Raw genomic sequence first — 23714 nt, forward strand, 5'->3', positions numbered from 1 at the left:
TTGTATTTTTGCCCTTGAATACTTCTACACACACTCATGATTCGCGGGATTTTTCTACAAATTTTCTGCATTTTCTTTCTTGGTTTATCTACGTCAATTGCTCAGAGTGGCAACTTGTCAGGAAAACTGATTTTTGAAGATGGACAGCCGGTCACATTTGCTACTGTGTATATCCACGCAGTCAAAAAACATGGACTTTCGGATGAATCCGGCAACTACACCATTCAGGATATTCCATTTGGCAAGCACCGCGTACAGGTTTCCAGTATAGAAATAGAGCAAAACGAGTTTGAAGTAGAAATCAACACTGACTCTAAAACCCTCACCACTACCTTGAAGAGATCCAAAGACACCAATTTGGATGAAGTTGAGGTCATCGGTGAGTCCTATAAAACTGAAATAGAAAAGTCCGGATTTGCAGTCAATGTCATTGATACCAAAGAAGCGAGCCTGAGAAACATCCAGACCAATGAACTATTGAATACTACCGTAGGGGTCAAGATTCGCCAAAATGGTGGCTTAGGTTCCGAGGTCAATTATAGTTTGAATGGGCTTTCAGGAAGTGCTGTCCGCATCTTTATAGACGGCATCCCGATTTCTGCCTATGGCAATTCATTCAACCTAAACAGTATTCCTCCATCGATGATCAAGGAAATCGAGGTGTACAAGGGGGTCGTACCAGGTCACTTGGCGGATGATGCTTTGGGTGGTGCGATCAATATTGTTCTTCAAAATTCCACTCAATCCAATTTGAATGCATCCATTTCTTATGGTTCATTCAATACACTTCAAGCAAGTGTCAATGGACTGTACCGTTTCAAAGATTCAGGATTTACGGTAAAAGGCTCTCTTTTTCACAACTACTCTGACAACGACTACAAGGTCTCAGGAAGAAGTGTCGTCGTCACAGGACTAGGAGGAGTGCAAACTCCCATAGAGGCTAGAAGATTTAACGATGCCTACAGATCATCAGGAGGAATATTCCAAATAGGCTATACCGATGTGAAATGGGCCGATCAGTTTTTAATTGGATTTACTGGTTCCAGTGATTACAAAGAGATCCAGCACGGCGCTTTCATGACCATCATGCCCTACAAGGATCGATTTATGGAATCCGACGCCAAGCTGGGCAATCTGATTTATCAAAAAAGAGATCTATTCACCAAAGGACTGGATATCAATATCAATGCATTGTATGGTAAACGAAACCGGATGGTGAGCGATACCCTAGCTTGGGCCTATGCTTGGAACGGTGAAAAAGCAATTGACTTCAGAGGCAATGAATATGAGTACTCTTGGAGATCTCAGCAGGAGGGTGGCCCAACGCTATCAAGAATCAACAGAGACGTAGCATCTGCAAGAACAGGGCTTTCCTATGCCATCAATGATCATCATAAAGTATTGGTCAATCATGTGTTCAGCAGCATAGACAGGGTAGATACGGATGCTTTGAGATCTGTTTTGGAAAATACATTTAGAGGGACGAGAGATCTTCGAAAAAACATCCTGTCTCTTACCTATGAGCTCAATGCAATGGATGGTAGGTTTAGTGCCAATCTATTTGGGAAATACTACCAGCAAGAAACCATCAATATCGACCCGGACATCGATCCGGAGACGAATGAGCTGATAGACGAGGTCACAAGTGCCACCACCAAAGATGAAGGCTATGGTTTTACCGTTTCTTATGCTTTGCTTCCAAATGTCACCTTGCTGACTTCTGCTGAAAAAGCAGTTCGACTACCAAACGAAAGCGAAGTTTTTGGGAATGATGGTGACAACGTGGTCGCCAATCCAAGCATCCGACCGGAGCTAAGCAACAACTTCAACTTAGGTTTCCGATTTGGGAGATTCAATATAGAAAAGCATGACTTTACGGTTTCCACCAATCTTTTCACTCGAAATATCAAGGATAGAATTGGCCTGCCGATCGAAACTTCCTTGAATGTCAACGATGAAATTATCCTGTATGAAAATCAGGGAAATGGAACATCGAAAGGATTTGATGCGCAAGTGGACTATACCTACAATAACAATTTTGGGGTCAACTTCAATGTTTCCCGGTTTGATCTGAAAATCGTCAACAGAGGTGTGGAGATTGACGTACCCAACACTCCATTTTTTACCATGAATACCAGCATGCGCTATTCATTCAAAGATCTGATACAGAAATCTTCTCGACTCAATCTATTCTACACTCTTTACTTCACAGGAGAATTTTCCTATCTGGTTCCTCAGGGTTCCAATACCGTAGGAGATGAGTTTTTCAAAGTGCCACAGCAAATAGCACAGGATTTAGGTGTGAGTTACGTGTTCCCGACTGACAAGTTGGTGATGAGTTTTGACATCAAAAACATCTTCGACAAGCCCGTTTACGATAACCTATCAGTGCAAAAGCCGGGAAGAGCTTTTTATCTGAAACTGAATTATAGAATCAACAATTACTAACCTTTTATTTAATACCTATCTCATGAAACGAAATTTTATCAACTACCACAAACTGACTGCTTTGCTCTTGGCAGGTGGACTTTTGGTCTCCTGTTCTGATGATCCAGAACCAAATCCTACTCCTGATCCAGATCCGGATCCAGTAGAAGCTAGATGGATCACTGTAGCTGCTGCAAGAATGGGTGACAACCCAGGTGATGGCAACGGGGGTACTCTGATTTACTCACTCAACAGTGATGAAGCAAAAGATCCTACGGTATCTATCGCGCCTTTCGACAACGGATTTATTGTTCCTTCTAACAGAACTGCCAGATTGCAGTCTTCTGAGGATGGCAATACTATTTTTAACATCAGTTACGCTGGTGACACCGGAGGAAACTATACCAAATATTCTGTAGAAGGTGGACAAACATTCACTCAAGAAGGGACTTCTGTGAGTATTGCTCCTTATGTGGGATCAGCTCCAAGATGGATCAAATTGTTCGACGGAGACCAGACAGGTGCTGCTGTTTATGTAGATACCGAGCATCAATTTGATGACAATGGAACTCCGGACGATGCCTCTGATGATACCTACATTCGTACCGAAGCTACCATGGGTGTAGTGACGTTGGATTTGGTGAATTCTACGATTGTTGAGTTCCAAGAGAGTTCTATTCAGCTTACTGAAGAAGAGGAATCAAATGGATACTATGTTTCCAGAATTGACATGCCTACTTTGAATGCTGCTGGAGATAAGTTGTATATCGGTGCTCGCTTGAGCAAGGTAGATCCTGCAACTGGAGAAAGCGATGGAGATGGTGAAATCCTAGGTTCTAAAACCATCGTGTTGGATTATCCTTCTTTGTTGAATCCGACTGTAATCAGTTCTACTGTTGGTTACGGAAATACCAACGGCTATCGTAGCATCAATGCTTTCGAATACAATGGTAGCGTATATCAGGCAAACCAAGGAGACCCGAATGGCTCTCATATCCTGAAAATCGGAGCAAACAATCAATATGATGATTCTTATGTTTTCAGCTTGGACAATGCGTTGGGAACAGACGATGCATATATCTTGGCTTGGAGACCAGCAGCAAATGGAAAAGCGGTAGTAGCTTACAGAGATGCTAGCTCTGAAACAGGTGTTGCCGGTGCGCAAGGATTCTTTGCATTGGTTGACTTGGAAGCTAGAACGGCTCAGAAAATCACTGATATTCCTTACGAAGCTGATTTTTACCTATTCCAATACCAAGGCTTCGCAGTTCATGGAAATGATATTTACCTGACTCAAGCTCCTGTGGGCAAAAACGGTAACATCTATGTGGTAGATACCGAAACTGGTAATGTCACCAAAGGTGCTGAACTAGTAAACGTGGAAGGCAGTCACTTCATCGGCGTATTCTAATTAGAAAAGCCAACAAGAAAAGCCTGGAAAAATTGCTATAAGCAGTATTTCCAGGCTTTTTTAATTTCAGGTAATCCGGTTTTAAAGGAAATGATAAACCGAATATCTAGATATCCTTAATCATATCAAATTTCTAGTTCAGGCTACTCCTGTCTCCGGTCTTCTAGCAAAGCAAATTTGCTTACATAAAAACGGGTATTCAGATAATTATTACCAAACTCCCCGAGCTTTCATATCTAGCGTATAAACAGCATCCATAGCTGTGATAAACAGTTTGTCTCGGGTCAAAGATCCAAAAACGACATTGGCCGTCCATTTACCCGGTACAGTGATGTGGGCGATTTGAGTTCCTTTTTTATCAAAAACCGTCACGCCATCGCCAGTCAGATAGACATTTCCTCGCTGATCGATGGTCATTCCGTCAGAGCCCATTTCACAGAATAGAGTCTTATTGGTCAAGTAGCCATCTTCTCTGATATCATAGCGATAGGTCTTTTTGTCTCCAATATCAGCCACATAGAGATGCTTTCCATCTGGAGTGCCGACTATCCCATTTGGTTTGACTAGGTCATCCGCAACGCGAAAAAGCTCTGTTCTGTCTTCCGACAGGAAATAGACGTCTTGACCTTCCTGTTCCATTTCATCGGAGCGAAGGCCTTCCCAGTAATCCCTAGGATAAAGTGGGTCTGTAAAATAAAGTCCGCCTTTCGGTCTCACCCAAAGATCATTCGGCCCATTGAGTTTCTTTCCTTTGAAAGCTGAAATCAGGACTGTTTCATTCCCATCGGTATCCATGGACCAAAGTTCATTGTTTTCATCGGCACAGGTAAGAAGAGTACCGTCTAGCATGAAATACATGCCATTGGACCGACCTGCATTATCCTTAAAGACGCTGACTTCATTGGAAATAGCATTCCATTTGTAAATCTTATCGTTGGGCTGATCTGTGAAAAAAACATCGCCAAATCGATTGACTGCCGGACCTTCTGTAAAAGAAAATCCATCTTTGACTTTCACCAATTCAGCATTTTTGGCGACTAGTCCTTTTTTATCTTCTATCTGAGCAAATAGTGAGGTTTGAGCCAGTAGTAAGCCTAGCCCCAAAGTGATTAATTTTTTATTCATCGGTTTATTGTTCTTTTCTTTCCATGGCCACCACCAAGACATCTAGGTCTTCGCTGTAGGCTAATCTTGTGATTTGTTGATGCGTCGAAGAGGGGATAGTTCCTACCAGTTCCCAGTTTTTATCATTCCACTTACGAATGTAAATCGAATTATCCTTCCCCATCATCAGGGTATTTTTGTCAATCCAAATAAAATCCTGAGATCCGGCCAGTCCCAAGCCCATTTCTTGTTTCTCCATGGTCTCCAGATCAAAAGCATAAAGCTCCAATGCTTCTCCATCAGGTAAGTTTGCCGCATTGGCTGTGGAAAGATAGGTGATCTGATTTGTTTTCGGTCTTCTCACAATTGATCTGGCTATTGCTTCATCCATCTCTACCAGATCATTTCTTCCACGGGCATAGATTAGCTGGTGGGGTTCTCCCAAGACAAACATCGCCGCCTTATTGTCATACCAATCGAAATACCCCACTGGCTCTATGTCATCATACAACAATTCCGGCTCGCCAAAATTGGTAGGATAAAGCCAAATTCTTTGCTTTTGATCCGGCTCCATCACCACGGCTGCGATATATTGTCCACACTCCGTGATGCGTGGGGAAAATTCACTTCTGTCCTCTGTTTTGGTCAGATTCGTGAATTTTTCATTTTCAAAATTGTAGACGATGATATCATGGTTTCCTTTTTCATCAGCAGCCGAAAAGACCATTTGATACTCATTGATAAAGGAGGGTTGATTGTCATATTCCTTGCGATTGGTCAGATTCTTCTCAGTGCCTGTCAGGAGTGTGATGTTTTTACCTTTTCCTTTGGTACTGATCTGCCAAAGGTCTGTAGAGGATTGCGCTTCCAATCTTCCGGCGACCAATAGAACCAGAAAAAGAAAGGGGAGGGTGCTTTTGCTCATGAATTAGTCTTGACTAGAATGCACCAAATTACAAAAACGATGGAAAAAGGAGAGGAAATTCGAAATTGATTCCTGAAATTGACCTTAGATGAATGCCTTTGAAGAGAGTATCAGTATTTTTAGTTTGAATCTGCTGGATTCTGTTCACAGACGAACACTTTTTTGTTCGAAATCCAAGCATTCAAAATAGCAAATGCCGCTAGAATCTCTATTTTCGCATAAAATGGCCCTTGGCACCTTTTTCGTATTTTCAAAAGCATGAAGACAATCACCTATCACTTGAGACACTTTCCATTGGAGCTGATGTTTTGGATAGGAAGTCTAGTGGCTATCTGGATGATCCAACCATCAGCAGCCAGTCACTTCACCCTCTGTCCGATCAGTAATTTGGGATTTGACTGGTGTCCCGGGTGTGGTCTGGGTAGATCGATGAACCTCCTAGCAAGGGGGGAATTTGAAGCTTCTTGGTCAATGCACCCACTGGCGATGCTTGCTTACATAGTGATCTTCATGAGAATTTGGAATTTGATTAAAAACCTAAAAACAACACACAATTATGGCTAATGTATTGAGACACCTCCCCGAACTGGAAGGAATGGAACTGGGCTACATCCAGGGATTGATGAAAAACATGGATGATGACCAAGCTTCCCTATTTGCGCAGGTTTACCGTGCCCGACGAAAGGACTCTCAGATGATTTTGATTTTGACTCTGTTGGGTTTCTTTGGATTCGCAGGACTTCACCGCTTCATTTTGGGACAGATCGGTTTGGGGATTTTATATATCCTGACTGTAGGTCTCTGCTTCATCGGTACGATAGTCGATTTGGTCAATTACAAAAGCTTGGCCTACGAATACAATATTAAAATGGCACATGAAACACTTGCCATGCTTTCTACTACTTACCCTGGAATGGGAGAGGAGAAGAGCTAAGCGAAAAGTGACACATTTAAAACCACTAACTCCAACCCCGGCTCAGGTCGGGGTTATTTTTTACCAATTGTCCTCCTCCTGAATGTCTGAATCATCCATCTGAGGCTGGATCTCATCAGCTACTTCTGGATTTTTCAAAAGATGGAATTGAAGAAGAAGTTGGCCTGCTATGGTCAATTCCTCAAAAGAAGCCTGATGAAAGTGAACCGGAATACTTCTCAGCAAAGTCGATTTGGAATCAAATGGAGGGGGAGTTTCACTTCCAAAAAAATACGGCCAAAGAGTTTTGGAGCAGGAAAGCCCAAATACCGAAATCGGAAAAGCATCATCCAAGCTCACCAAGCGCTCATTTATTTCTTCAAAAAAACGCTCTGTTTCATTTAATCTGATTCTTGATCCTGCTCTAGATTTTCCTTTGGTTTTCAAATGCTTAATTTGGGATTTACCCTGCTTTTGTCTCACCATATATGCTCTAAAAACTTTGTGCTCAAGGAGCTGGTCTTCTTGAAAATACCCCAACACGGCTTGACCTGCTTTGATGGCGGTGAGTACCCAATGAAAATTATCGATAGGAGAGAGGACGTCTTCTTGCCAACTTCTATTCCAAGGCAAAAAAATTCTGGACATCCAATTTCCTTCATGATTGAAAAGCAATTGATGCTTATCTGCTAAGTACTCACAAGTCCAGCCTGCCTCCCTTGCATGGAGCAAGTAAGCGTCAAATTGCGATGGAAGTAAAAGTTCAGAATTGGGGATTTTCATAGGGACTGCGCCTTCAATTCAAGTATATTTGTGCAAATAAACTAAAAAACATGGACCAGGATCTCGAATTTCTCTTCAACAAAATCACTGACCCCAATGAATCAGAAGCTTTTGTCTATGCAGACAAATTGGGCCTGAAGGCAGATAAAGCAGCCAAAGATAAGCTTCTAGAGTTGATCAAGGGAGAAAACTGGGAGATCGCCTATCTCGCATGTCGCGCATTGTCCAAAACGATCTGGCAAGATGAGGCTCTGGATGCGATCTTCGAAGTCATCTATGACAAAAAGAACAAGAATCATCAAGGTGCTTTTGTTCAGATTTTGGAAGAATACGACTTGAGCTTGCGATTTGTGGACATTTTTAGAGTTTACCTTTTTGGCAATTTCAATGCCTCTACGCTTGCCAAGGATTATTTGGATGAGGTGGAGTTTGAAATCACCCCCAGAACGATCAGAAAGGCTGAAAAGCACTGGAATCATTACATTCACAATCCGGAAGATGAGGGTAGCTTTTTGATCAAAAAAGCAGAAATAGAACCTATGTTGTTGGAAATGAAGGAATTATTTTCCTAAAGTCATACAACATTTCTAACTTACTTGAGTTTTTTAAATTCAATGAGGAAGTTAGAAATAATAGAAAGGCATCAAGACTTTTTTGCCGAATTTGGTTTTCAATTCGATTCGGCATACTCTTTCTATATCAAAAATTTTGAGGAAGGAAAGCAGGTCATTTTTGTACACTATACGGATCAGCCTGACGAAAGCAACCTAGAATATAGCCTGGGAGTGAGAATAGATCTTGTCGAAGAGATCATTCACCGTTTTCTTCCCAGCCTTTCCAATTATTCTGAGAGAAGCTTGACACTGACGCTGCCGAGCTATAAAATCAGCAAGGAAATCCCTCGCAAATTTGTGATTCATAATAATTGGGAACTATCCCAAGTCCTGATGAAAGCGGAGAAATTTTTCGTCACGGACGGCTTTCCTTGGTTGGGAAAAATGATCGATCCTGTCGAATTGGAGCGGGCTTTTTTCCATAAGAGAGACTATTCCTTTCGCACTCAGAATTTCATTTACAACGCTTTTAGAGCCACTGCATTGGCCAAACTCTACAACCCACAAGATTACCCACTGGTGCGAGAAGGATTTCTGAGTCAGATTGAGCAAAAGCACATGACTCCTTTTACCATAGCATCCTACTTGCAATTTTTGGCATTCTTAGACCACAAAGATTAATTCTTTCTTTTGACTCCACGGACTGCATCTGCACTTTTTGGATCTTCTGGCCATTCGTGTTTGGGATACCTTCGCTTCAATTCCTTTTTCACTTCGAAATAGCCATTTTCCCAAAAACTCGCCAAATCCTGGGTGAGCTGGACAGGTTTGAAACCTGGTGATAGCAATTCGATCAATAAAGCAGTTTTGCCTTCATTAATGTGGGGAGTCGCCAACATCCCAAATAGCTCTTGAAGACGTACCGAGAGCAATGGAACTTCCCCGTCTTTTCTGTAAGAGATTGTGATCATGCTGCCGGATGGTACTTCCAATTTGGATGGAGCAAGCCGGTTAAGTTTCTGCTGCAAGTCGTAATCCATGCTATGCAGTAAAATCTGATACAAGTCTATTTTTGCAAGGTCCTCATTCTTTTGAATAGTATTGAGATACGGACTAAGCCATTCTGAGGCTGATTCACAAAGAGTTGAGATAGACCAATTTGGCCAATTTTCATCTTGATTCCATATTCTGAGTGAGGTGACTCGATGGATGAGCTGCATCACCTGTTCATCAAAATTCAACAAGAATTCTCCTTCATCCTGAATCGCTTCCAAGATAGCCTTCTGAACCTGTGCAGCACTATAATTTTTCAAAGGTCTTGAACCTAAGATAATAGCGCCTATTCTGACTTCAGTCATGGCGATCAGTCCACCTTTTTTTCGGTCCCATTCCAGCACTTCTTTGGTTTTCACCAAAGGCATCAAATCTTTCGGATTCAATGGAGCGGCAGACCATATTTTTCCCATCCCATCTCTTGCATCTACATCAGCTACGGCCAGCCATGATTCATGTGCCAAATCATCCCGATGACCAATTTGGGCGATTTTTCCATTGGCTAACTGAAACTGTGCATTATTTCCTGGTCGTGCAGAAGCAATCCTCTCTGGATAGGCATAGGCCAATAGAATCCCAGTTTGCCACGGATCTACAGCTCCATTTTCAGCTTCTATTTTGAAAAGCTTCCGGTACTGCTGCGCAACCTTTTCAATTTTCTTGATCCTTGGGATACTATGACCGCGAGATCGAAATCTGCGAAGAGCTTCAATCCGCAAGTTTAAATCTACGCCAGAATCAGGGCCCAAGGGGTCCCGTTCCTCTAAAAGTGCAGCCACATCAGTGCCTAAACCCAATAAATCATGTTCCTCAGCATACAACAACATATGGGCTATCCTAGGATGGCAGGGTAGTGCATGGATCTCTCTACCGTGCTCAGTCAAAGCACCCTGATCCAGTGCGTCGAGGGATTCCAAGGTTTTCTCTGCCAAGACGAGATTGCCTTTTGGAGGTGGAGTCAACCAAGTCATCTCTCGAATATCGGATTTCCCCCAAGCCAACATATCCAGTACCAAACCTGTCAGATCGGCCTCCATCAGTTCAGGAGTCCTAAATTCCTGCAATTGCCCCTGTATGCCTTTATTCCAAAGTCTATAAGCATGGCCTGCAGTCAACCTGCCCGCCCGACCACTTCTCTGATCTGCCGAATCTTGGCTGATGCGATGCAGTTCCAGCTTGGAAAGACCAGATCTCGGATCAAATCGATTGGACTTGGCAAAGCCGGAATCCACCACCACTTTGACTCCTTCGATAGTCAAGGATGTCTCAGCGATATCAGTGGACAAAACTATCTTCCGCTTTCCTCCAGGGTGTGGCTGGATAGCTCTATTCTGTTCACTAGGGGAAAGCTGTCCATACAAGGGAAGGATTTGATCATCTGGAAGTGATTTTCGAAGGATATTTTCCGCCTTTTTGATATCACCTTGACCAGGAAGGAAAACCAAAAAATCACCATCGTGACTTTGTGCCAAAGAGGTAATCACCCGAGCGGTATCTTCTCCGATATGATACTCATCTACTGGATTCAGGTACGTCACTTCCACAGGAAATTGACGCCCTTTACTTTCTATCACAGGTGCCGATAGTAGCTGCGAAAGTTCTTCACTATTAATCGTGGCCGACATCAACAAAATCCTCAGGTCTGGTCTTAATACCTGCTGCACTTCCCGACAAAGCGCCAATGCAACTTCCGAATGTAAATTTCGCTCATGAAATTCGTCAAAAATCACCAAACCCACATCCGCCAATTCATTGTCAGAATGCATCATCCTTGTGAGGATTCCCTCCGTGATCACTTCTAGACGAGTGTCTTTAGAGACTTTTGACTCAAATCGAATCCTGTATCCTATTGTCTTCCCGACTTCTTCATGGAGCATAGAAGCCATTCGCATTGCAATACTTTTAGCAGCCAATCTCCGAGGTTCCAGCATGATGATTTTCTTTCCCTCCAGCCATTTCTCTTTCAAAAGTGCAAGTGGAAGTAGGGTACTCTTTCCTGCTCCTGGAGGTGCTTGAACGATAAGGGAATTGGAATCTGAGAGGGACTGCTGAACAGATGGTATGATCTCCGCAACTGGTAGATCAAATGATGTGAAATCAAACTTGGACATGTGTCACAAAAATAAAAAGGCCATCAGGAATAATCCCGATGGCCTCAGATTCTTTTTAAAGAATAATTTACATCGCAGGAGCCAATTTGGCAGCTGCTGTACCATATTCCCAGCTTACTACCAACTTACCGTCCTTGACTTCATACTTAAGACGCTCTTCCATAGTGGAAGATTGACCCGAAGCTACATTGACTCTCAATTGATCTTCTGCTGCATCATAGTTGAACGCGCCCCATTGCTTGGCTACTTTATTGAAGATAAAGGTAGACTGTCCCTCATCAGGAATAATAAAGAAGCTATATGTCCCTGCAGGTAGTTTCTTACCCTCTACAAGTAGATCTTTGGTCGTCGTGAAAGTCGTCGCCTCATTGGCGCCAGCTCTCCAAACCTGACCTAGCGGTACCAAATCACCCCAGATCATCCGTCCTTTTACGGCAGGAGAGGAGTAATTGACTGTGACTTTTGCATCACCTACAGAGCCTTCGGCAGTCATAGCAGGACTGGCTTTCTCTTGTGCCAAAGCAGTCAGAGCAAAACCAGCGAAAAGAAGAAATGAAAATAGACTTTTCTTGAAGTTCATGGGTTTAAGTTTTTGTTTCTGTGTTGAATATAAAGCAAATTATTCTTGATCAATCAACTGAGGGAAAGATTAAATCTTCACCCAAGCCTCTTTTTCATTACTTTCTACGATAGCCTCGCCGATGATCAATTCTCTCAAGCCGTCGGCAAAAGTCGGGAAGCTTGCTTTCTCTGGCATTTTGCCATCTCGGACAGCCGCATATACTTCTTTGAAAAGCTGCTTAGAAGTATCAGGGAATCCTTCCTGATGTCCACCAGGGAAGCTGACCAAGGATCTAGCACCTTCATCTACCAAAGCAGGATCTTTCATCAATACTTGGTTGAGACCATCTCTCTTTCCGATCCAAAGTTCATTTGGCTTTTCAGCATTAAATTCAAAGTTGGCTTTCGACCCAGAGATCTCAATGTTCAAACGGTTTTTGCGGCCTGCATTGACTTGGCTGACTGTGATAGAGCCTGTATTTCCATTATCAAAGCGAAGTAAAACTGTCGCATAATCTTCAGAAGTTACCGGATATTCTTTGTAATCAGATGGATCCAGCGCTTTGCCAGAAAATGTCTCAATAGCTTTCAAAGGCTTCAAGCGTGTTTTGTGAACCGTCGAAAAATCAGCCATTACTGCAGTGATTTTCAAGCCCGTCACGTACTCGGTCATATCCAATAGGTGAGAACCTATATCTGCTACAGCTCTAGAACCACCAGACTGATCCGGCTCCAATCTCCAGTTGTAATCCGTGTTGAAGAAAAGCCAATCCTGTAGGTAAGATCCCATCACGGAATATACCTCGCCCAATTCGCCTTTTTCTCTCATCACTTTCATCTGTCTTACCATTGGGTAATAGCGAAGATTGAAGTGAACGGCATTGATAAGACCTTTTTCAGCAGCTAGGGACACGAGTTCTTCTGCTTCAGCTATAGTATTAGCCAATGGTTTTTCGCAGATCACATGCTTTCCAGCTAGTAGACAAGCCTTGGTTTGTGGGAAATGAAGGAAGTTGGGAGTACAGATATGTACTACATCGATGCTATCATCTTTCAGCATATTTTCGAAAGTGTAAGCAGATGGAATTCCCAATTCAGCTGCTTTGGCATCAGCTACTTCCTGATTGACTTCGACTAGTGCAGTGACTTCAATATTTGGGATTCTTCTCAGAGCTTCCAAATGTGCTGGACCGATAAATCCGGTACCGACAATCGCCACATTGATCTTCTTTGACATAGGTTTTTTAGGTTAAAAGAAATTAGTATTTGAGGTTTCAAATTAGGAAAATAGATCCAAATGAGTCGCACTTGAGATTTCTAATTTTTGCTAAAATTTCAATTCAAATGCACTTTTTCGCTTAAGTTTTGAAAAGTAGATGACTTTGACCGTTGAAAATCAAAAAGATTTCCAAAAAATCAGGGTTTGATCCACCATTTTTCACCCAGTTGCATCTCTTTGGAGATTTGGATTTCTGAGCCGATTTTCGGTACAATAATCGACATATTCAGCTCTTCTGCTTTGACCAGTACGCGCTCCACAGGATCAGTCCAGGTATGGAGTGCAAGGGTAAAAGCCGCCCAGTGAATCGGCATCATTGCTCTCGCTTGGATATCCACTGCAGCTTGAGCTGTCTCTTCTGGCATCATGTGGATGTCCTTCCATTTTTCATTGTATTGGCCGCACTCCATCATAGCAAAGTCAAAAGGACCATATTTTTCGCCTATTTCTTTAAAATGTGATCCATAGCCACTATCGCCACTGAAATAGATTTTCTCTTTATTTCCCTGGATCACCCAAGATCCCCAAAGTGTGCTGAAACGATCTCCCAGACCTCTTCCTGAAAAATGTCGGGTAGGAGTGAAAGCCAGAAACAAATCCTGAGTCTCAGCCTCTTGCCACCAATTCATTTCATGGATTTTTTCAGGAGCCACACCCCAGGATTTCAAATGTGAACCTACTCCAAGTGGTACATAGAATTCCTTCGTTTTATCTTTCATTTTCTGCACAGACTCATAGTCCAAATGATCGTAATGATCATGGGAAAACAGAACCAGATCAATTTCTGGCAGCTTTTCCACTTCTATGGGAAGAGAAGCTGCATAGCGCTTTTTGCCCAACCAAGGATGTGGAGCTGGCACATCTCCAAACATGGGGTCTAAAAGGATATTTTTGCCGTCCATTTGAAGGAGAAAAGCAGAGTGCCCAAACCAAATTAAACGAGAAAGACTATTTTTTGTAAGCTGTAAGGAGTCAACTCGATCATAAGGAAACTGAAAATCAGGCTTTCGTGTAGGATCATTTTTGAAAAACTCAGGCAAAAGTTTCACAGACTCCCAAAAATCCATGTCCATATTGGTTGGGATTAGGTTTTGAAACTTTCCGTCAGAGTAGTAGGGCAACTTTTCGAATTCAGCCGTGTCTTCTTTACTAGGAGCTTTGCCAAATTGTGAACTGAAATTGAGAAACATGACTATGGTCAGAATAAATAAGAGAACGATTGAAAATAAAGTGATGAGGATTTTTCGAATCACCGGAATAATGGGTTAGGGCTTTTAAAAACAAAAGCGAAAGAGGTAATAATGCAGTAGAAACGCCAATTTCATCAAAAAGGTCCCGAATTGAAGTTTTTTTTCAACAAGCCTTACTTTTCACGCTATTTGGATTGATTTCATATTCTGTGAAATTCCATTAGTGGCTCTCGCAAGGGGTTGATTTTTTGTAAATTATCCCTCAAACATACTCATTATGGCAACTTTCAATCTCAAGATCAACGGACAAAGCAAACAAGTCGATGTAGATGAGGATACTCCACTGCTGTGGGTCCTTCGTGATCATCTCGGACTAGTTGGTACAAAGTTTTCATGCGGCATCGCACAGTGCGGTTCCTGCACAGTTCATATTGATGGGACAGCCACTTTCTCGTGTGTGACTCCTGTCAGTAGTTTGGAAGGCACGGAAATCACTACTATCGAGGGACTCTCTGAAAAGGGGGATCATCCCGTGCAAAAAGCTTGGGAAGAAATTGACGTAGCTCAATGTGGCTATTGTCAGGCCGGTCAGATCATGCAAGCGGCAGCTTTTCTCAAAGAAAATCCAAGTCCAAGCATGGAAGAAATCGATGATGCTATGAACAGAAACATCTGCAGATGTGGAACCTATCATAAAATACGAGAAGCAGTAGCATTAGCCTCTAAATCCAACTAATCATGGCAACAAATATCAAAGAATCTAGAAGAGATTTTCTCAAAATTGCCGGGACTACGGCTGGTGGCTTACTGATTGGATTTAATTGGTTTGGATGTGATTCACCAAAGGTGGAAGTGCTCAGCACAGATGAAGTACTTGCACAAGCCAAAAACTTCAATGCATTTCTATCCATAGCCCCATCGGGTGATGTGGTCATCTACTCACCAAATCCTGAATTGGGACAAAACATCAAAACATCTTTCCCAATGGTCGTAGCCGAGGAGCTGGATGCAGATTGGGCCAAGGTAAGAGTACTCCAAGCCAATCTGGACACAGAAAAGTATGACCGACAGCTTACTGGCGGATCTGGGGCCATGCCTCACAGCTGGGAGCGTTTGAGAAAGGCTGGTGCAGCCGCAAAGTTTGTTCTGGTAGCAGCAGCTGCTGAGACATGGGGAGTAAGTCCTGAAGAGATTGCAGTTTCTGAAGGGGTAATTACGCATAGTGCCTCAGGTAAATCAGGTCATTTTGGCGAGTTTGTAGAGAAAGCAGCAAGCATCTCCATTCCTGATGAGCTAGCTCTCAAAGACAAAAAGGATTTTAAAATCATTGGTACTCCAGTCAAAAATGTGGATGCAAAAGAAATCTACACTGGAAAGTCCATGTATGGATTGGATTTTCATCGGGAAGGAATGAAATATGCCATGATTCAACGGGCTCCTTTTGGGATGAAAGTCAGCAAATATGACGATAGCAAAGCACGTGGAGTGACAGGAGTTAGTGAGGTAGTTCAGTTTGGCAATTCCATTGCCGTGGTTGGTACATCTACTTGGCCACTGATGAAAGCCAAAAAACTGCTAGAAATTGATTACGTGCCCGATGGCAATGTAGAAAGTACTGCAGATCATGACCGCATCTTCCAAGAACTGATGAGTACAGGTAAAGCTGAGGTAAAGCGAAAGGACGGTAATGTGGCCAAAGCTTTCCAAGCTGCTGCTCAAGTGGTCGAGGCAGAATATCAGTGCCCATTTTTGGCTCATTCTCCCATGGAACCTGAAAATTTCTTCGCACATATCCAGGGCGACCGATGTGAATTGATAGGTCCCACACAGACTCCGGATCGTGCCCGTCAGACAGCAGCTCAGATTTTGGGAATTCCCCCTGAGAATGTGAGTGTCGAAATCACGAGACTGGGAGGCGGATTTGGCAGAAGATTAAGAGCAGACTATGTTGAGGAAGCTGTTCATGTGGCCAAAGCCATCCAAGCACCCGTCAAGATAATTTGGAATAGAGAAGACGAACTCACGGGAGGAGCCTACAGACCGGCTGTGCGGTATAAATTTTCTGCAGCCTTGGATGAGAATGGGTCTATGATAGGATACAAACTCAAAGGAGTGGGAATGAATGCCGGAAATACAACTCGGGAAAATAATTTTCCTTCCGGTGCGATAGAAAATGTACTGATCGAATCCATCAGCTATGACTCCAGTATCACCACCAATGCTTGGAGAGCTCCGATTACGAATTTCTTGGCGTATGCAGAGCAGAGTTTCCTAGATGAAGTAGCATTGGCTGCTGGCAAAGACCCAGTAGACTTGCGTCTGGAACTCTACGAAAAAGCTAAAAACAATCCAGTAGGAGAGTTAGGCTATGATGTCGACCGCATGATAGCAGTGACCAAAGCAGCAGCAGAGAAATCAAATTGGGGTAAAAACCCAGGCGTCAAACAAGGACTAAGTGTCTATTTCTCCCACCGAAGCTATGTAGCGCAAGTTGCTGATATAGAAATGGAAGGAGGTAGCCCAACACTGAAGCGTATCACTGCTGTCACTGATTGCGGGATGGTAGTCAATCCTATCGGTGCCAACCATCAAGTGAGGGGGGGAATTGTTGACGGAATGGGCCATGCGATGTACACCAATCTGACTTTTGAAAATGGTGTACCAAAACAGAAAAACTATGATTCCTATCGTCTCATCCGAATGAAGGAAGTTCCGGAGATCAATACACACTTCTTGGATTCTGGATTTGATCCGACTGGACTTGGCGAACCGGCACTTCCACCTACTGGCGGAGCTATTGCTAATGCGATTTTTGCAGCCACAGGAAGAAGACTGCGAAGCCAACCCTTCATAGAACAGAAAGAGTTTAGCGATATCAAATTGGAGATCAAACGAGCTTAATCAAGCAAAAACAAAACAGCCCCAGAAATATTTCTGGGGCTGTTTTTTTATGGTGTATTTAAATCTCAATTGATCTTTTCCGAGATTTCCTTTAAAAGCTCATTGGAGTCATTTTTTCCAGACTCAATAAACTCCTGAATGGCCGGATTCATTTCCTGACCTTTTTCAAGCAAAACAGACAGTGCTAGCATGACACCGATTCTCGTGCCTACTTTTTTCACTGAAGTACCAAAGAGCGGCTCCAATTCTTCATAAGAGACTTCCTCCGCCAATTTCAAAATTGAAGATTTCGCAGTTTCCAGTTTATCCCCTGAGAGATTGGTCAGTTTTTTACTGATTTGCTGGATTTCACTCATTGCCTTTTTCTTTGGCTGGTTTTGTGAAGGCGCCTTTGGTTGAGATTGGTTTTGAGCAGGAGCTTTTTCTTGCTTTGCCCAAGTATCTTTCAGACCGACAGTTTTATTAAACACCAACTTATCGGCAGTACTGTCTGGATCCAGAGCAAAATAGCCCAATCGCTGGAATTGAAAATGGCTACCCACTTGAGCATCTTTCAATATAGGTTCCAAATAGGCTTCTTGAATCACATTCAAAGAATCTGGATTCACAAATTCCAAGAAGTTTTTATCCTCGTGACTGTCTGGTGCTTCGTCCAAAAACAGTCTGTCATATTCTCTGACCTCAGCTTTAAATGCGTGCTCGATCGAAACCCAATGCAAAGTTCCTTTTACCTTTCTCGTACTCGCTTCCGTACCACTTCCAGATCGAGACTCCTCATCATAGGTACAGTGGATCTCCTGAATTTCGCCCTTCTCATCCTTCACAACAGAATTTGCTTGAATGATGTAAGCACTTTTCAACCGAACTTCATTGCCAAGAGACAGTCTGAAAAATTTCTTTCCACCATCTTCTCTGAAATCTTCCCGCTCAATGTATAATTCTCTGGAGAAAGGCACCTCGTGAGTTCCTGAATTCGGATCTTCTGGATTGTTTTCCATGGCAAGAATTTCAGTCTTTCCTTCTGGAAAATTAGTTATGACCAATTTTACCGGATTCAAAACACCCATTACACGGGTAGCTGATTTATTCAAATCCTCTCGGATACAATACTCCAATAGCGAAACATCAGTGACATTGTCTCTTTTGGAAATGCCAGAAACCTCACTGAATTTTCGGATAGAATCCGGTGTATATCCTCTTCTCCTCAAACCTGAGATCGTTGGCATCCTTGGATCATCCCAACCCGATACGATGTTCTTTTGTACCAATTCGAGTAATTTTCTTTTACTCATGACCGTATAGCTGAGATTACGTCTGGCAAACTCGCGCTGCTTTGGTCTCAAAGTGGCTGGATCATATACCTGATCGAGGTACCAATCGTACAGTTCACGGTGTGCCTTGAACTCTAAGGTGCAAAGTGAATGAGAAACCTGCTCCACATAGTCAGACTGGCCATGCGCCCAGTCATACATTGGATAAATGCACCATTCATTTCCCGTTCTATGATGAGATTTGTTGATGATCCGATATAAGATAGGATCTCTCATGTGCATATTGGGAGAGGCCATATCGATTTTGGCACGAAGGAGATAGGAGCCTGCGGCAAATTCACCATTCTTCATTTTCTCGAAGAGTTCCAGATTTTCCTCGACCGGTCTATTTCTATAGGGGCTATCTGTCCCAGCTGTGGTAGGAGTTCCTTTTTGAGAAGCTATTTGTTCAGAACTTTGCTGATCTACATAGGCTTTTCCTTCTTTGATAAGCTGAATAGCCCAATCATAAAGCTGCTGAAAGTAATCTGATGAATAGCACTCTTGGGCCCATTGAAAACCCAACCAAGCAATATCTCGCTTGATCGCGTCGACATATTCCTGCTCTTCCTTGGCTGGATTGGTGTCATCAAAGCGCAAATTGACAGGGGCATTGTATTTTTCTCCCAAACCAAAATTCAAACATATCGAAGCTGCATGTCCGATATGTAAGTATCCGTTTGGCTCAGGAGGAAATCTAAAGCGAAGCTTCTCCTGCGAAAAGCCATTTTCTAGATCTTCCTCGATGATGTGTTCTATGAAATTGAGTGATTCTATGGGTTCTTTCATTTTTGAAAAATTGAATGCCAAAATTACTTCAAATGATAGGAATTACAACTTCTGAAGTGCTTCCTTCAATTACAACTTCTGAAGTGCTTCCTTCAGACCAAGACTTGATTTTTCTTTTTCAAATCTCATCCATTTCTCTTTCCTGCCAAATGGGTCCAATGAGTAGTACGGTTTCCTTGCCAGAATCTAGCTGAAGTTGTACCTCCATTGACTCACGCTTCTTATCATGGATCGCGAGGCAAGCATTGAAATGAACTAAGTCAAAATCAAAACGAACGCTCCCTGTTTGACCAATCAACTGAAGGGACCGAGGATCAACTTCTACATTTTCCACTACTGCACCTTCACTTTTGTAATAGTAAGAAAGGAAAATCCCCAATTCATTTTGCTTGAGAGCAAATAACTGAATCAGCTGATCTTTAGGGTTTTCAGATTTTGGGAAATCAAAAGTCCAAGTTTCCTTCATGAAGTTTAGATTTGATGGAATGAAGTTACTTGATTTTAGTAAGCTGGAGCGCATAGAAACCTTTATTTTAGAAAAATGAATTACCCGATATACCTGGATTACAATGCAACTTGCCCATGCAGCCCTGAGGTCTTGGAGGAAATGTTGCCTTATTTTTCGCAGCATTTTGGAAATGCCGCCAGCAAAAGTCATCCATACGGTTGGGTGGCGGAAAATGCCGTAGAAGAAGCTAGGGAGAGGATTGCGCTTTTAATCGGGGCAAAACCTAAAGAAATTATTTTCACATCTGGAGCTACAGAGTCCATCAATTTGGCTCTAAAAGGAACTTTTGATTGCTATTCTGGTCAGCCACAGCACTATATTTCTTGTCAGACCGAGCATAAGGCCGTTTTGGACACCTTGTCAGAATTGGCAGCAAAAGGGGCTGAAATAACTCTTTTGCCGGTGAATGAGCAGGGTGAAATCGATTTGGTAGAGTTAGGAAATTCCATTTTGCCCCATACCAAAGTGATTTGCCTGATGTGGGCAAATAACGAAACAGGCCTAATTCATCCTATTGAAAAAGTAGCTGAAATCGCAGCATCAAGGAACCTAATGTTGGTGACCGATGCTGTACAGGCAACAGGGAAAATCCCTGTCCACACAGATGGGATTCACCTGATGGCTTTATCGGCTCACAAGCTCTACGGGCCAAAGGGAGTGGGAGCTTTGTACGTTCGTCACAATCATATACTTCCCAAACCTCTAGCTCAAATCCATGGAGGAGGACATGAGAAAGGCATGCGAAGCGGTACCTTAAATGTACCTGCTATTGTCGGTTTTGGTAAGGCCGCCGAACTGAGAATCTCCAACATGAAATCTGAGACGGAAAGACTCCAAAACCTTCGAAATGAGTTGGAAAGGGGGATCTTAGAAATCCCTGGAACACAATTGAATTCTAGTCAAAATGATCGGCTGCCGCATGTCAGCAATATTTCTTTTGAAGGGATAGAAGGTGAAGAACTACTTCGAAAGGTTTGTCAAAAAATCGCCGTAAGTTCTGGCTCAGCCTGTACATCTATCAACCCTAAGCCAAGTCATGTACTGGAAGCCATGGGTATTCAATCAGATCTGGCCAGAGCATCCATTCGTTTTAGTCTTGGGTTGATGACAAAAGAGGAGGATATCAATAAAGCCGTGGACTGGGTAAGAGAAGTAGTAGAATCACTCAGACCTTAATTTTTTTTAGAATCACTGTTCACTTTATGTCTTTGAGTTGATAAGGAGGCAAAGAGTCACAAAAGACTCAGTTAGCTACTTCCATATTTTAACTCAAAGACTATGAAACGAAGATCCTTACTTTTCAGCGGCCTGTTGGTTAGCTTTCTTATGCTCATGTATTCCTGCCAGGAAGATACAGAACCTATTGATCCCTCGGATCCTTCGGAAGGAGAAAAACCGGAGGAGACGTTTCAGATTCAGGATGTTCAGATTGTTCTACCAAATGGTACTGATGTTGATTTAGAAGGGGCTCAGATGCTATCATTGGGGGTGTCTTTTCCAGTGGCAGCTGACGGCAAATCAAAAACAATTCAGACTCCCGGCTCAGGTCAACTAGCTTATCTGTTTGATAAAAATGGACAGTTGATCTTGGCAGGCTATATTTCAGGAGCACAAAAAAACATCAGTCCGAGTACAACTGCCGATTTTCTACTGTATTTATCGACAGGTCTTTGGCTCAGTGAGGATGACCTTGCAAGTACTTTCTTTGGCAATATCGGTAGTTACGAAGAGGTAAAGACTTGGCATAAGGAGTTTGAAGAGCTTTGGAAAATTAATCCATCATTGCTTTCAGGAGATTCATACATCGCACCCCTTAATGCGGCAATGGCAAAATTACTTCCAAAGTCAATCGAGCTAGATATCAGAAGCAGGGTAGCAGAAAACACAAGAGTTTCGGACATATCAATCGATGAGTCTGATATCAAAAGCGGAATTCAAATTTTTGAAGAAGATTTAGGAAAAATAGCTGTCAGCAACTACTACAGAAGAAGGTCCCATGCGTTTTTCTACAAAATGAGTTCAAAGATGACAGATGGCAAAGTAGTAGAACATCTTTCTAACATAGGAAAAGGAACAAGTTCTGAAGTAGATTTTCCAGTAAGTCCCACAACTGGTTTCACTACCGCGACAGGTATCATTGGAGGGGCTATTGATGGAAATATCGCCAATGCTGGTGTAGTCACTACGGAGCCTGTTTCACTTACCTTAGCGGATAGTGAAGATGAAAAAACCTACAAAGTGAGGGTAGTCGGTGCAGGAGGAGTGAATCACGCGATCCAATTGACAGATCAAGAGCAAATCAAGCAACTGAGGCTGTCTATGGAGACATTTGTAATAGATTTTTTCCTCCCTATGGGCATGCAAATGGTAGGATGGAAAGGAAAGCTAAACTCAGCCGGTTTTGATGTAGGAGATGGCCCGTTGGTAGGTTTTGTTGACAAAATGGAGGTCATCATCAATGCCAGTCCGGCAACTTATGACCACATTAAAAAAGGGAAATACAAGGATGCATTGAAAGCTTTTGGAGAATATCTGGTTTTCGAGGGAGGTGGAAATAAGCACTTTGAAGACGTGATGACCGGACTGATCAATGTTGCAAAATATATCGCTTCCAAGCAAAATGTAGATATTCAGGGAGTGTCCGAAAAGCTGGATACCAAGGCTATCACCAAATTCGGAGAAATCCTTAAAATCGTCAATACTGTAGTGGCAGGGCAGGATCTGGCTCTGGTTTCCTTTGGGATTTCCATGTCCCGCAATATCGAAGAATGGACTGTTCATGCGCGGTCAGCCAAAGTCAGTCTGATTCCTGCTGAAGCGACCGTGAGCAGTAGAGGACATAAAGAAATCAAAGCTGAAATCAAGAATTTAGATGAGGAAGGGGATAACTTTCCATACTTCAAATGGAGTACTTCAGGCAAATTTGGATATATCCAAGATGCAAAAGGAAACAAAGGCAAGAACTTCGAAAGCTCCGATACTGCTGTCACATACTATTCTGAGACCAATGCCAACGACCTTCCAGAAGAAAATAATTTCGAATACATCTATGTAGAAGCTTACTATAAAAACCAACTTATAGGAAGAGATACCACGGTCTTGAACTTAAAAAAGAGTGCCTATATGTTGAAACCCGGAGGGCTGGTGCTTTCAGGCAAGGAAGACCTAGTATCTTCAGCCAAATTGTATATCGAGCCTGTAGCCCAACGTGATGAAGATTTTGCCGGAAAAAAAGTGGTATGGACTACGGAAGGGAAACACGGAAAATTGGTCAATTTTGCCGAGCATGGCAATGTCATTACCACCTTTGACACAAACTCCATTAATTATTTATGCACTGATGAAGATACTGAAAAAGGCACCGAAACGGTCAAAGCAAGGATTTATGAAAAGTCGGCAGTGGATGGAGAATATTTTCTATTTGAGGAACTTACCTTAGAAATAGAAATAGACAATTCGGAAAATATCAAAATTGTAACTGTTGATCTTCAGGTCACATCATTCTCCAATCATACGGGAAATTACCTGAACTGTGGATCAGGTGTACACTTTTTGATAGAGCCCGTAGAAAACGCCATATCCTATACTGCCAAGATCATTGATTTCAGTCCCGGTGCTAATGTGATGATAGGAAGGTCATCTTCCTGGAGTGCCTCAAAAACACCTAATGAAGATGGGCTATATGAATTCAGCTATGTGTTTGTCAAATCAGGTAGCAGACCAGAGCACTTAGGTTGGCCGGATTGCGGAGGTTTCATGGCTGAAGCTGGCAAATACAAAGGGAAAGCACAGGTGGTCATTCGACTCAAAGCGCCAGAATAGTCAGTTTTTGGATCAAATAACAGCTTGATTTTCAGTTTCTCGGGAATCCTCCTAAATTTAAAGACTGACCTTC

General features: G+C 42.6%; 19 protein-coding genes. 10 read left to right on the forward strand and 9 right to left on the reverse strand.

Annotation, left to right across the window (positions count from 1 at the left end):
- The first annotated feature begins 114 nt into the window (after positions 1 to 114).
- The gene (locus tag G460_RS0103320) at positions 115 to 2448 is read left to right on the forward strand and encodes a TonB-dependent receptor (protein WP_245578693.1); all 2334 of its coding nucleotides are present in this window, start codon (positions 115 to 117) and stop codon (positions 2446 to 2448) included.
- Positions 2449 to 2470: 22 nt separating this feature from the next.
- Entirely contained in the window at positions 2471 to 3838 is a 1368-nt protein-coding gene (locus tag G460_RS0103325; protein WP_026954035.1) for a hypothetical protein, read from the forward strand.
- Between the two features lie 210 nt (positions 3839 to 4048).
- Here G460_RS0103325 and G460_RS0103330 read toward each other — a convergent pair whose 3' ends face one another.
- On the reverse strand, positions 4049 to 4963 hold the full coding sequence (locus tag G460_RS0103330; protein WP_026954036.1) for an SMP-30/gluconolactonase/LRE family protein: 915 nt from the start codon (positions 4961 to 4963) through the stop codon (positions 4049 to 4051).
- A gap of 4 nt (positions 4964 to 4967) precedes the next feature.
- Positions 4968 to 5867: a TolB-like translocation protein gene (locus tag G460_RS0103335; protein ID WP_026954037.1), complete on the reverse strand. Its 900-nt coding sequence runs from the start codon at positions 5865 to 5867 to the stop codon at positions 4968 to 4970.
- A gap of 258 nt (positions 5868 to 6125) precedes the next feature.
- On the opposite strand from G460_RS0103335, the gene G460_RS0103345 reads away from it, so the two are divergent.
- On the forward strand, positions 6126 to 6431 hold the full coding sequence (locus G460_RS0103345; RefSeq protein WP_026954038.1) for a DUF2752 domain-containing protein: 306 nt from the start codon (positions 6126 to 6128) through the stop codon (positions 6429 to 6431).
- On the forward strand, positions 6424 to 6801 hold the full coding sequence (locus G460_RS0103350) for a TM2 domain-containing protein (RefSeq protein WP_026954039.1): 378 nt from the start codon (positions 6424 to 6426) through the stop codon (positions 6799 to 6801). The genes G460_RS0103345 and G460_RS0103350 overlap by 8 nt, the downstream gene beginning before the upstream one ends.
- A gap of 60 nt (positions 6802 to 6861) precedes the next feature.
- On the opposite strand, the gene G460_RS21335 is transcribed toward G460_RS0103350, so the two are convergent.
- Entirely contained in the window at positions 6862 to 7563 is a 702-nt protein-coding gene (locus G460_RS21335) for a hypothetical protein (RefSeq protein WP_051315894.1), read from the reverse strand.
- Positions 7564 to 7613: 50 nt separating this feature from the next.
- Between G460_RS21335 and G460_RS0103360 the strand changes: the two genes are divergently transcribed.
- Complete coding sequence (locus tag G460_RS0103360) at positions 7614 to 8135, forward strand: HEAT repeat domain-containing protein (protein ID WP_026954040.1); 522 nt, start codon at positions 7614 to 7616, stop codon at positions 8133 to 8135.
- A 42-nt stretch (positions 8136 to 8177) separates the two neighbouring features.
- Positions 8178 to 8798 carry a hypothetical protein gene (locus G460_RS0103365; RefSeq protein WP_026954041.1) on the forward strand — a complete coding sequence of 207 codons (621 nt, stop codon included), beginning with the start codon at positions 8178 to 8180 and terminating at the stop codon, positions 8796 to 8798.
- On the opposite strand, the gene hrpB is transcribed toward G460_RS0103365, so the two are convergent.
- The 4 genes from hrpB to G460_RS0103385 all read right to left on the reverse strand — a co-directional run bounded on the left by hrpB (position 8795) and on the right by G460_RS0103385 (position 14374).
- On the reverse strand, positions 8795 to 11281 hold the full coding sequence (hrpB, locus tag G460_RS0103370; protein WP_026954042.1) for an ATP-dependent helicase HrpB: 2487 nt from the start codon (positions 11279 to 11281) through the stop codon (positions 8795 to 8797). The genes G460_RS0103365 and hrpB overlap by 4 nt on opposite strands.
- Before the next feature lie 67 nt (positions 11282 to 11348).
- On the reverse strand, positions 11349 to 11861 hold the full coding sequence (locus tag G460_RS0103375) for a DUF2911 domain-containing protein (protein ID WP_026954043.1): 513 nt from the start codon (positions 11859 to 11861) through the stop codon (positions 11349 to 11351).
- A 69-nt stretch (positions 11862 to 11930) separates the two neighbouring features.
- Positions 11931 to 13079 carry a Gfo/Idh/MocA family protein gene (locus tag G460_RS0103380; protein ID WP_026954044.1) on the reverse strand — a complete coding sequence of 383 codons (1149 nt, stop codon included), beginning with the start codon at positions 13077 to 13079 and terminating at the stop codon, positions 11931 to 11933.
- A gap of 179 nt (positions 13080 to 13258) precedes the next feature.
- Positions 13259 to 14374 carry an MBL fold metallo-hydrolase gene (locus G460_RS0103385; protein ID WP_245578694.1) on the reverse strand — a complete coding sequence of 372 codons (1116 nt, stop codon included), beginning with the start codon at positions 14372 to 14374 and terminating at the stop codon, positions 13259 to 13261.
- 214 nt (positions 14375 to 14588) lie between these two features.
- Between G460_RS0103385 and G460_RS0103390 the strand changes: the two genes are divergently transcribed.
- Together G460_RS0103390 and G460_RS0103395 are read left to right on the forward strand one after the other, a co-directional pair.
- Positions 14589 to 15047: a (2Fe-2S)-binding protein gene (locus G460_RS0103390; RefSeq protein WP_026954046.1), complete on the forward strand. Its 459-nt coding sequence runs from the start codon at positions 14589 to 14591 to the stop codon at positions 15045 to 15047.
- Between the two features lie 2 nt (positions 15048 to 15049).
- Positions 15050 to 17212: a xanthine dehydrogenase family protein molybdopterin-binding subunit gene (locus tag G460_RS0103395; RefSeq protein ID WP_026954047.1), complete on the forward strand. Its 2163-nt coding sequence runs from the start codon at positions 15050 to 15052 to the stop codon at positions 17210 to 17212.
- 65 nt (positions 17213 to 17277) lie between these two features.
- Here G460_RS0103395 and G460_RS0103400 read toward each other — a convergent pair whose 3' ends face one another.
- Together G460_RS0103400 and G460_RS0103405 are read right to left on the reverse strand one after the other, a co-directional pair.
- Positions 17278 to 19311 (reverse strand): glutamine--tRNA ligase/YqeY domain fusion protein, encoded by a 2034-nt coding sequence (locus G460_RS0103400; protein ID WP_026954048.1) that lies wholly within the window; start codon positions 19309 to 19311, stop codon positions 17278 to 17280.
- A gap of 118 nt (positions 19312 to 19429) precedes the next feature.
- Complete coding sequence (locus tag G460_RS0103405; protein WP_026954049.1) at positions 19430 to 19777, reverse strand: hypothetical protein; 348 nt, start codon at positions 19775 to 19777, stop codon at positions 19430 to 19432.
- 75 nt (positions 19778 to 19852) lie between these two features.
- Between G460_RS0103405 and G460_RS0103415 the strand changes: the two genes are divergently transcribed.
- The gene (locus G460_RS0103415; protein WP_026954050.1) at positions 19853 to 20995 is read left to right on the forward strand and encodes a cysteine desulfurase family protein; all 1143 of its coding nucleotides are present in this window, start codon (positions 19853 to 19855) and stop codon (positions 20993 to 20995) included.
- Between the two features lie 102 nt (positions 20996 to 21097).
- Entirely contained in the window at positions 21098 to 23641 is a 2544-nt protein-coding gene (locus G460_RS0103420) for a hypothetical protein (RefSeq protein ID WP_157366853.1), read from the forward strand.
- The last annotated feature ends 73 nt before the right edge of the window (positions 23642 to 23714 follow it).

The organism is Algoriphagus vanfongensis DSM 17529, assembly GCF_000429465.1.
Lineage (GTDB): Bacteria > Bacteroidota > Bacteroidia > Cytophagales > Cyclobacteriaceae > Algoriphagus > Algoriphagus vanfongensis.

Coding starts and splice junctions, on each gene's coding strand:
- G460_RS0103325 (WP_026954035.1), top strand. CDS start 2,471: ATGAAACGAAATTTTATCAACTACCACAAACTGACTGCTTTGCTCTTG.
- G460_RS0103330 (WP_026954036.1), bottom strand. CDS start 4,963: ATGAATAAAAAATTAATCACTTTGGGGCTAGGCTTACTACTGGCTCAA.
- G460_RS0103335 (WP_026954037.1), bottom strand. CDS start 5,867: ATGAGCAAAAGCACCCTCCCCTTTCTTTTTCTGGTTCTATTGGTCGCC.
- G460_RS0103345 (WP_026954038.1), top strand. CDS start 6,126: ATGAAGACAATCACCTATCACTTGAGACACTTTCCATTGGAGCTGATG.
- G460_RS0103350 (WP_026954039.1), top strand. CDS start 6,424: ATGGCTAATGTATTGAGACACCTCCCCGAACTGGAAGGAATGGAACTG.
- G460_RS21335 (WP_051315894.1), bottom strand. CDS start 7,563: ATGAAAATCCCCAATTCTGAACTTTTACTTCCATCGCAATTTGACGCT.
- G460_RS0103360 (WP_026954040.1), top strand. CDS start 7,614: ATGGACCAGGATCTCGAATTTCTCTTCAACAAAATCACTGACCCCAAT.
- G460_RS0103365 (WP_026954041.1), top strand. CDS start 8,178: ATGAGGAAGTTAGAAATAATAGAAAGGCATCAAGACTTTTTTGCCGAA.
- hrpB (WP_026954042.1), bottom strand. CDS start 11,281: ATGTCCAAGTTTGATTTCACATCATTTGATCTACCAGTTGCGGAGATC.
- G460_RS0103375 (WP_026954043.1), bottom strand. CDS start 11,861: ATGAACTTCAAGAAAAGTCTATTTTCATTTCTTCTTTTCGCTGGTTTT.
- G460_RS0103380 (WP_026954044.1), bottom strand. CDS start 13,079: ATGTCAAAGAAGATCAATGTGGCGATTGTCGGTACCGGATTTATCGGT.
- G460_RS0103390 (WP_026954046.1), top strand. CDS start 14,589: ATGGCAACTTTCAATCTCAAGATCAACGGACAAAGCAAACAAGTCGAT.
- G460_RS0103395 (WP_026954047.1), top strand. CDS start 15,050: ATGGCAACAAATATCAAAGAATCTAGAAGAGATTTTCTCAAAATTGCC.
- G460_RS0103400 (WP_026954048.1), bottom strand. CDS start 19,311: ATGAAAGAACCCATAGAATCACTCAATTTCATAGAACACATCATCGAG.
- G460_RS0103405 (WP_026954049.1), bottom strand. CDS start 19,777: ATGAAGGAAACTTGGACTTTTGATTTCCCAAAATCTGAAAACCCTAAA.
- G460_RS0103415 (WP_026954050.1), top strand. CDS start 19,853: ATGAATTACCCGATATACCTGGATTACAATGCAACTTGCCCATGCAGC.
- G460_RS0103420 (WP_157366853.1), top strand. CDS start 21,098: ATGAAACGAAGATCCTTACTTTTCAGCGGCCTGTTGGTTAGCTTTCTT.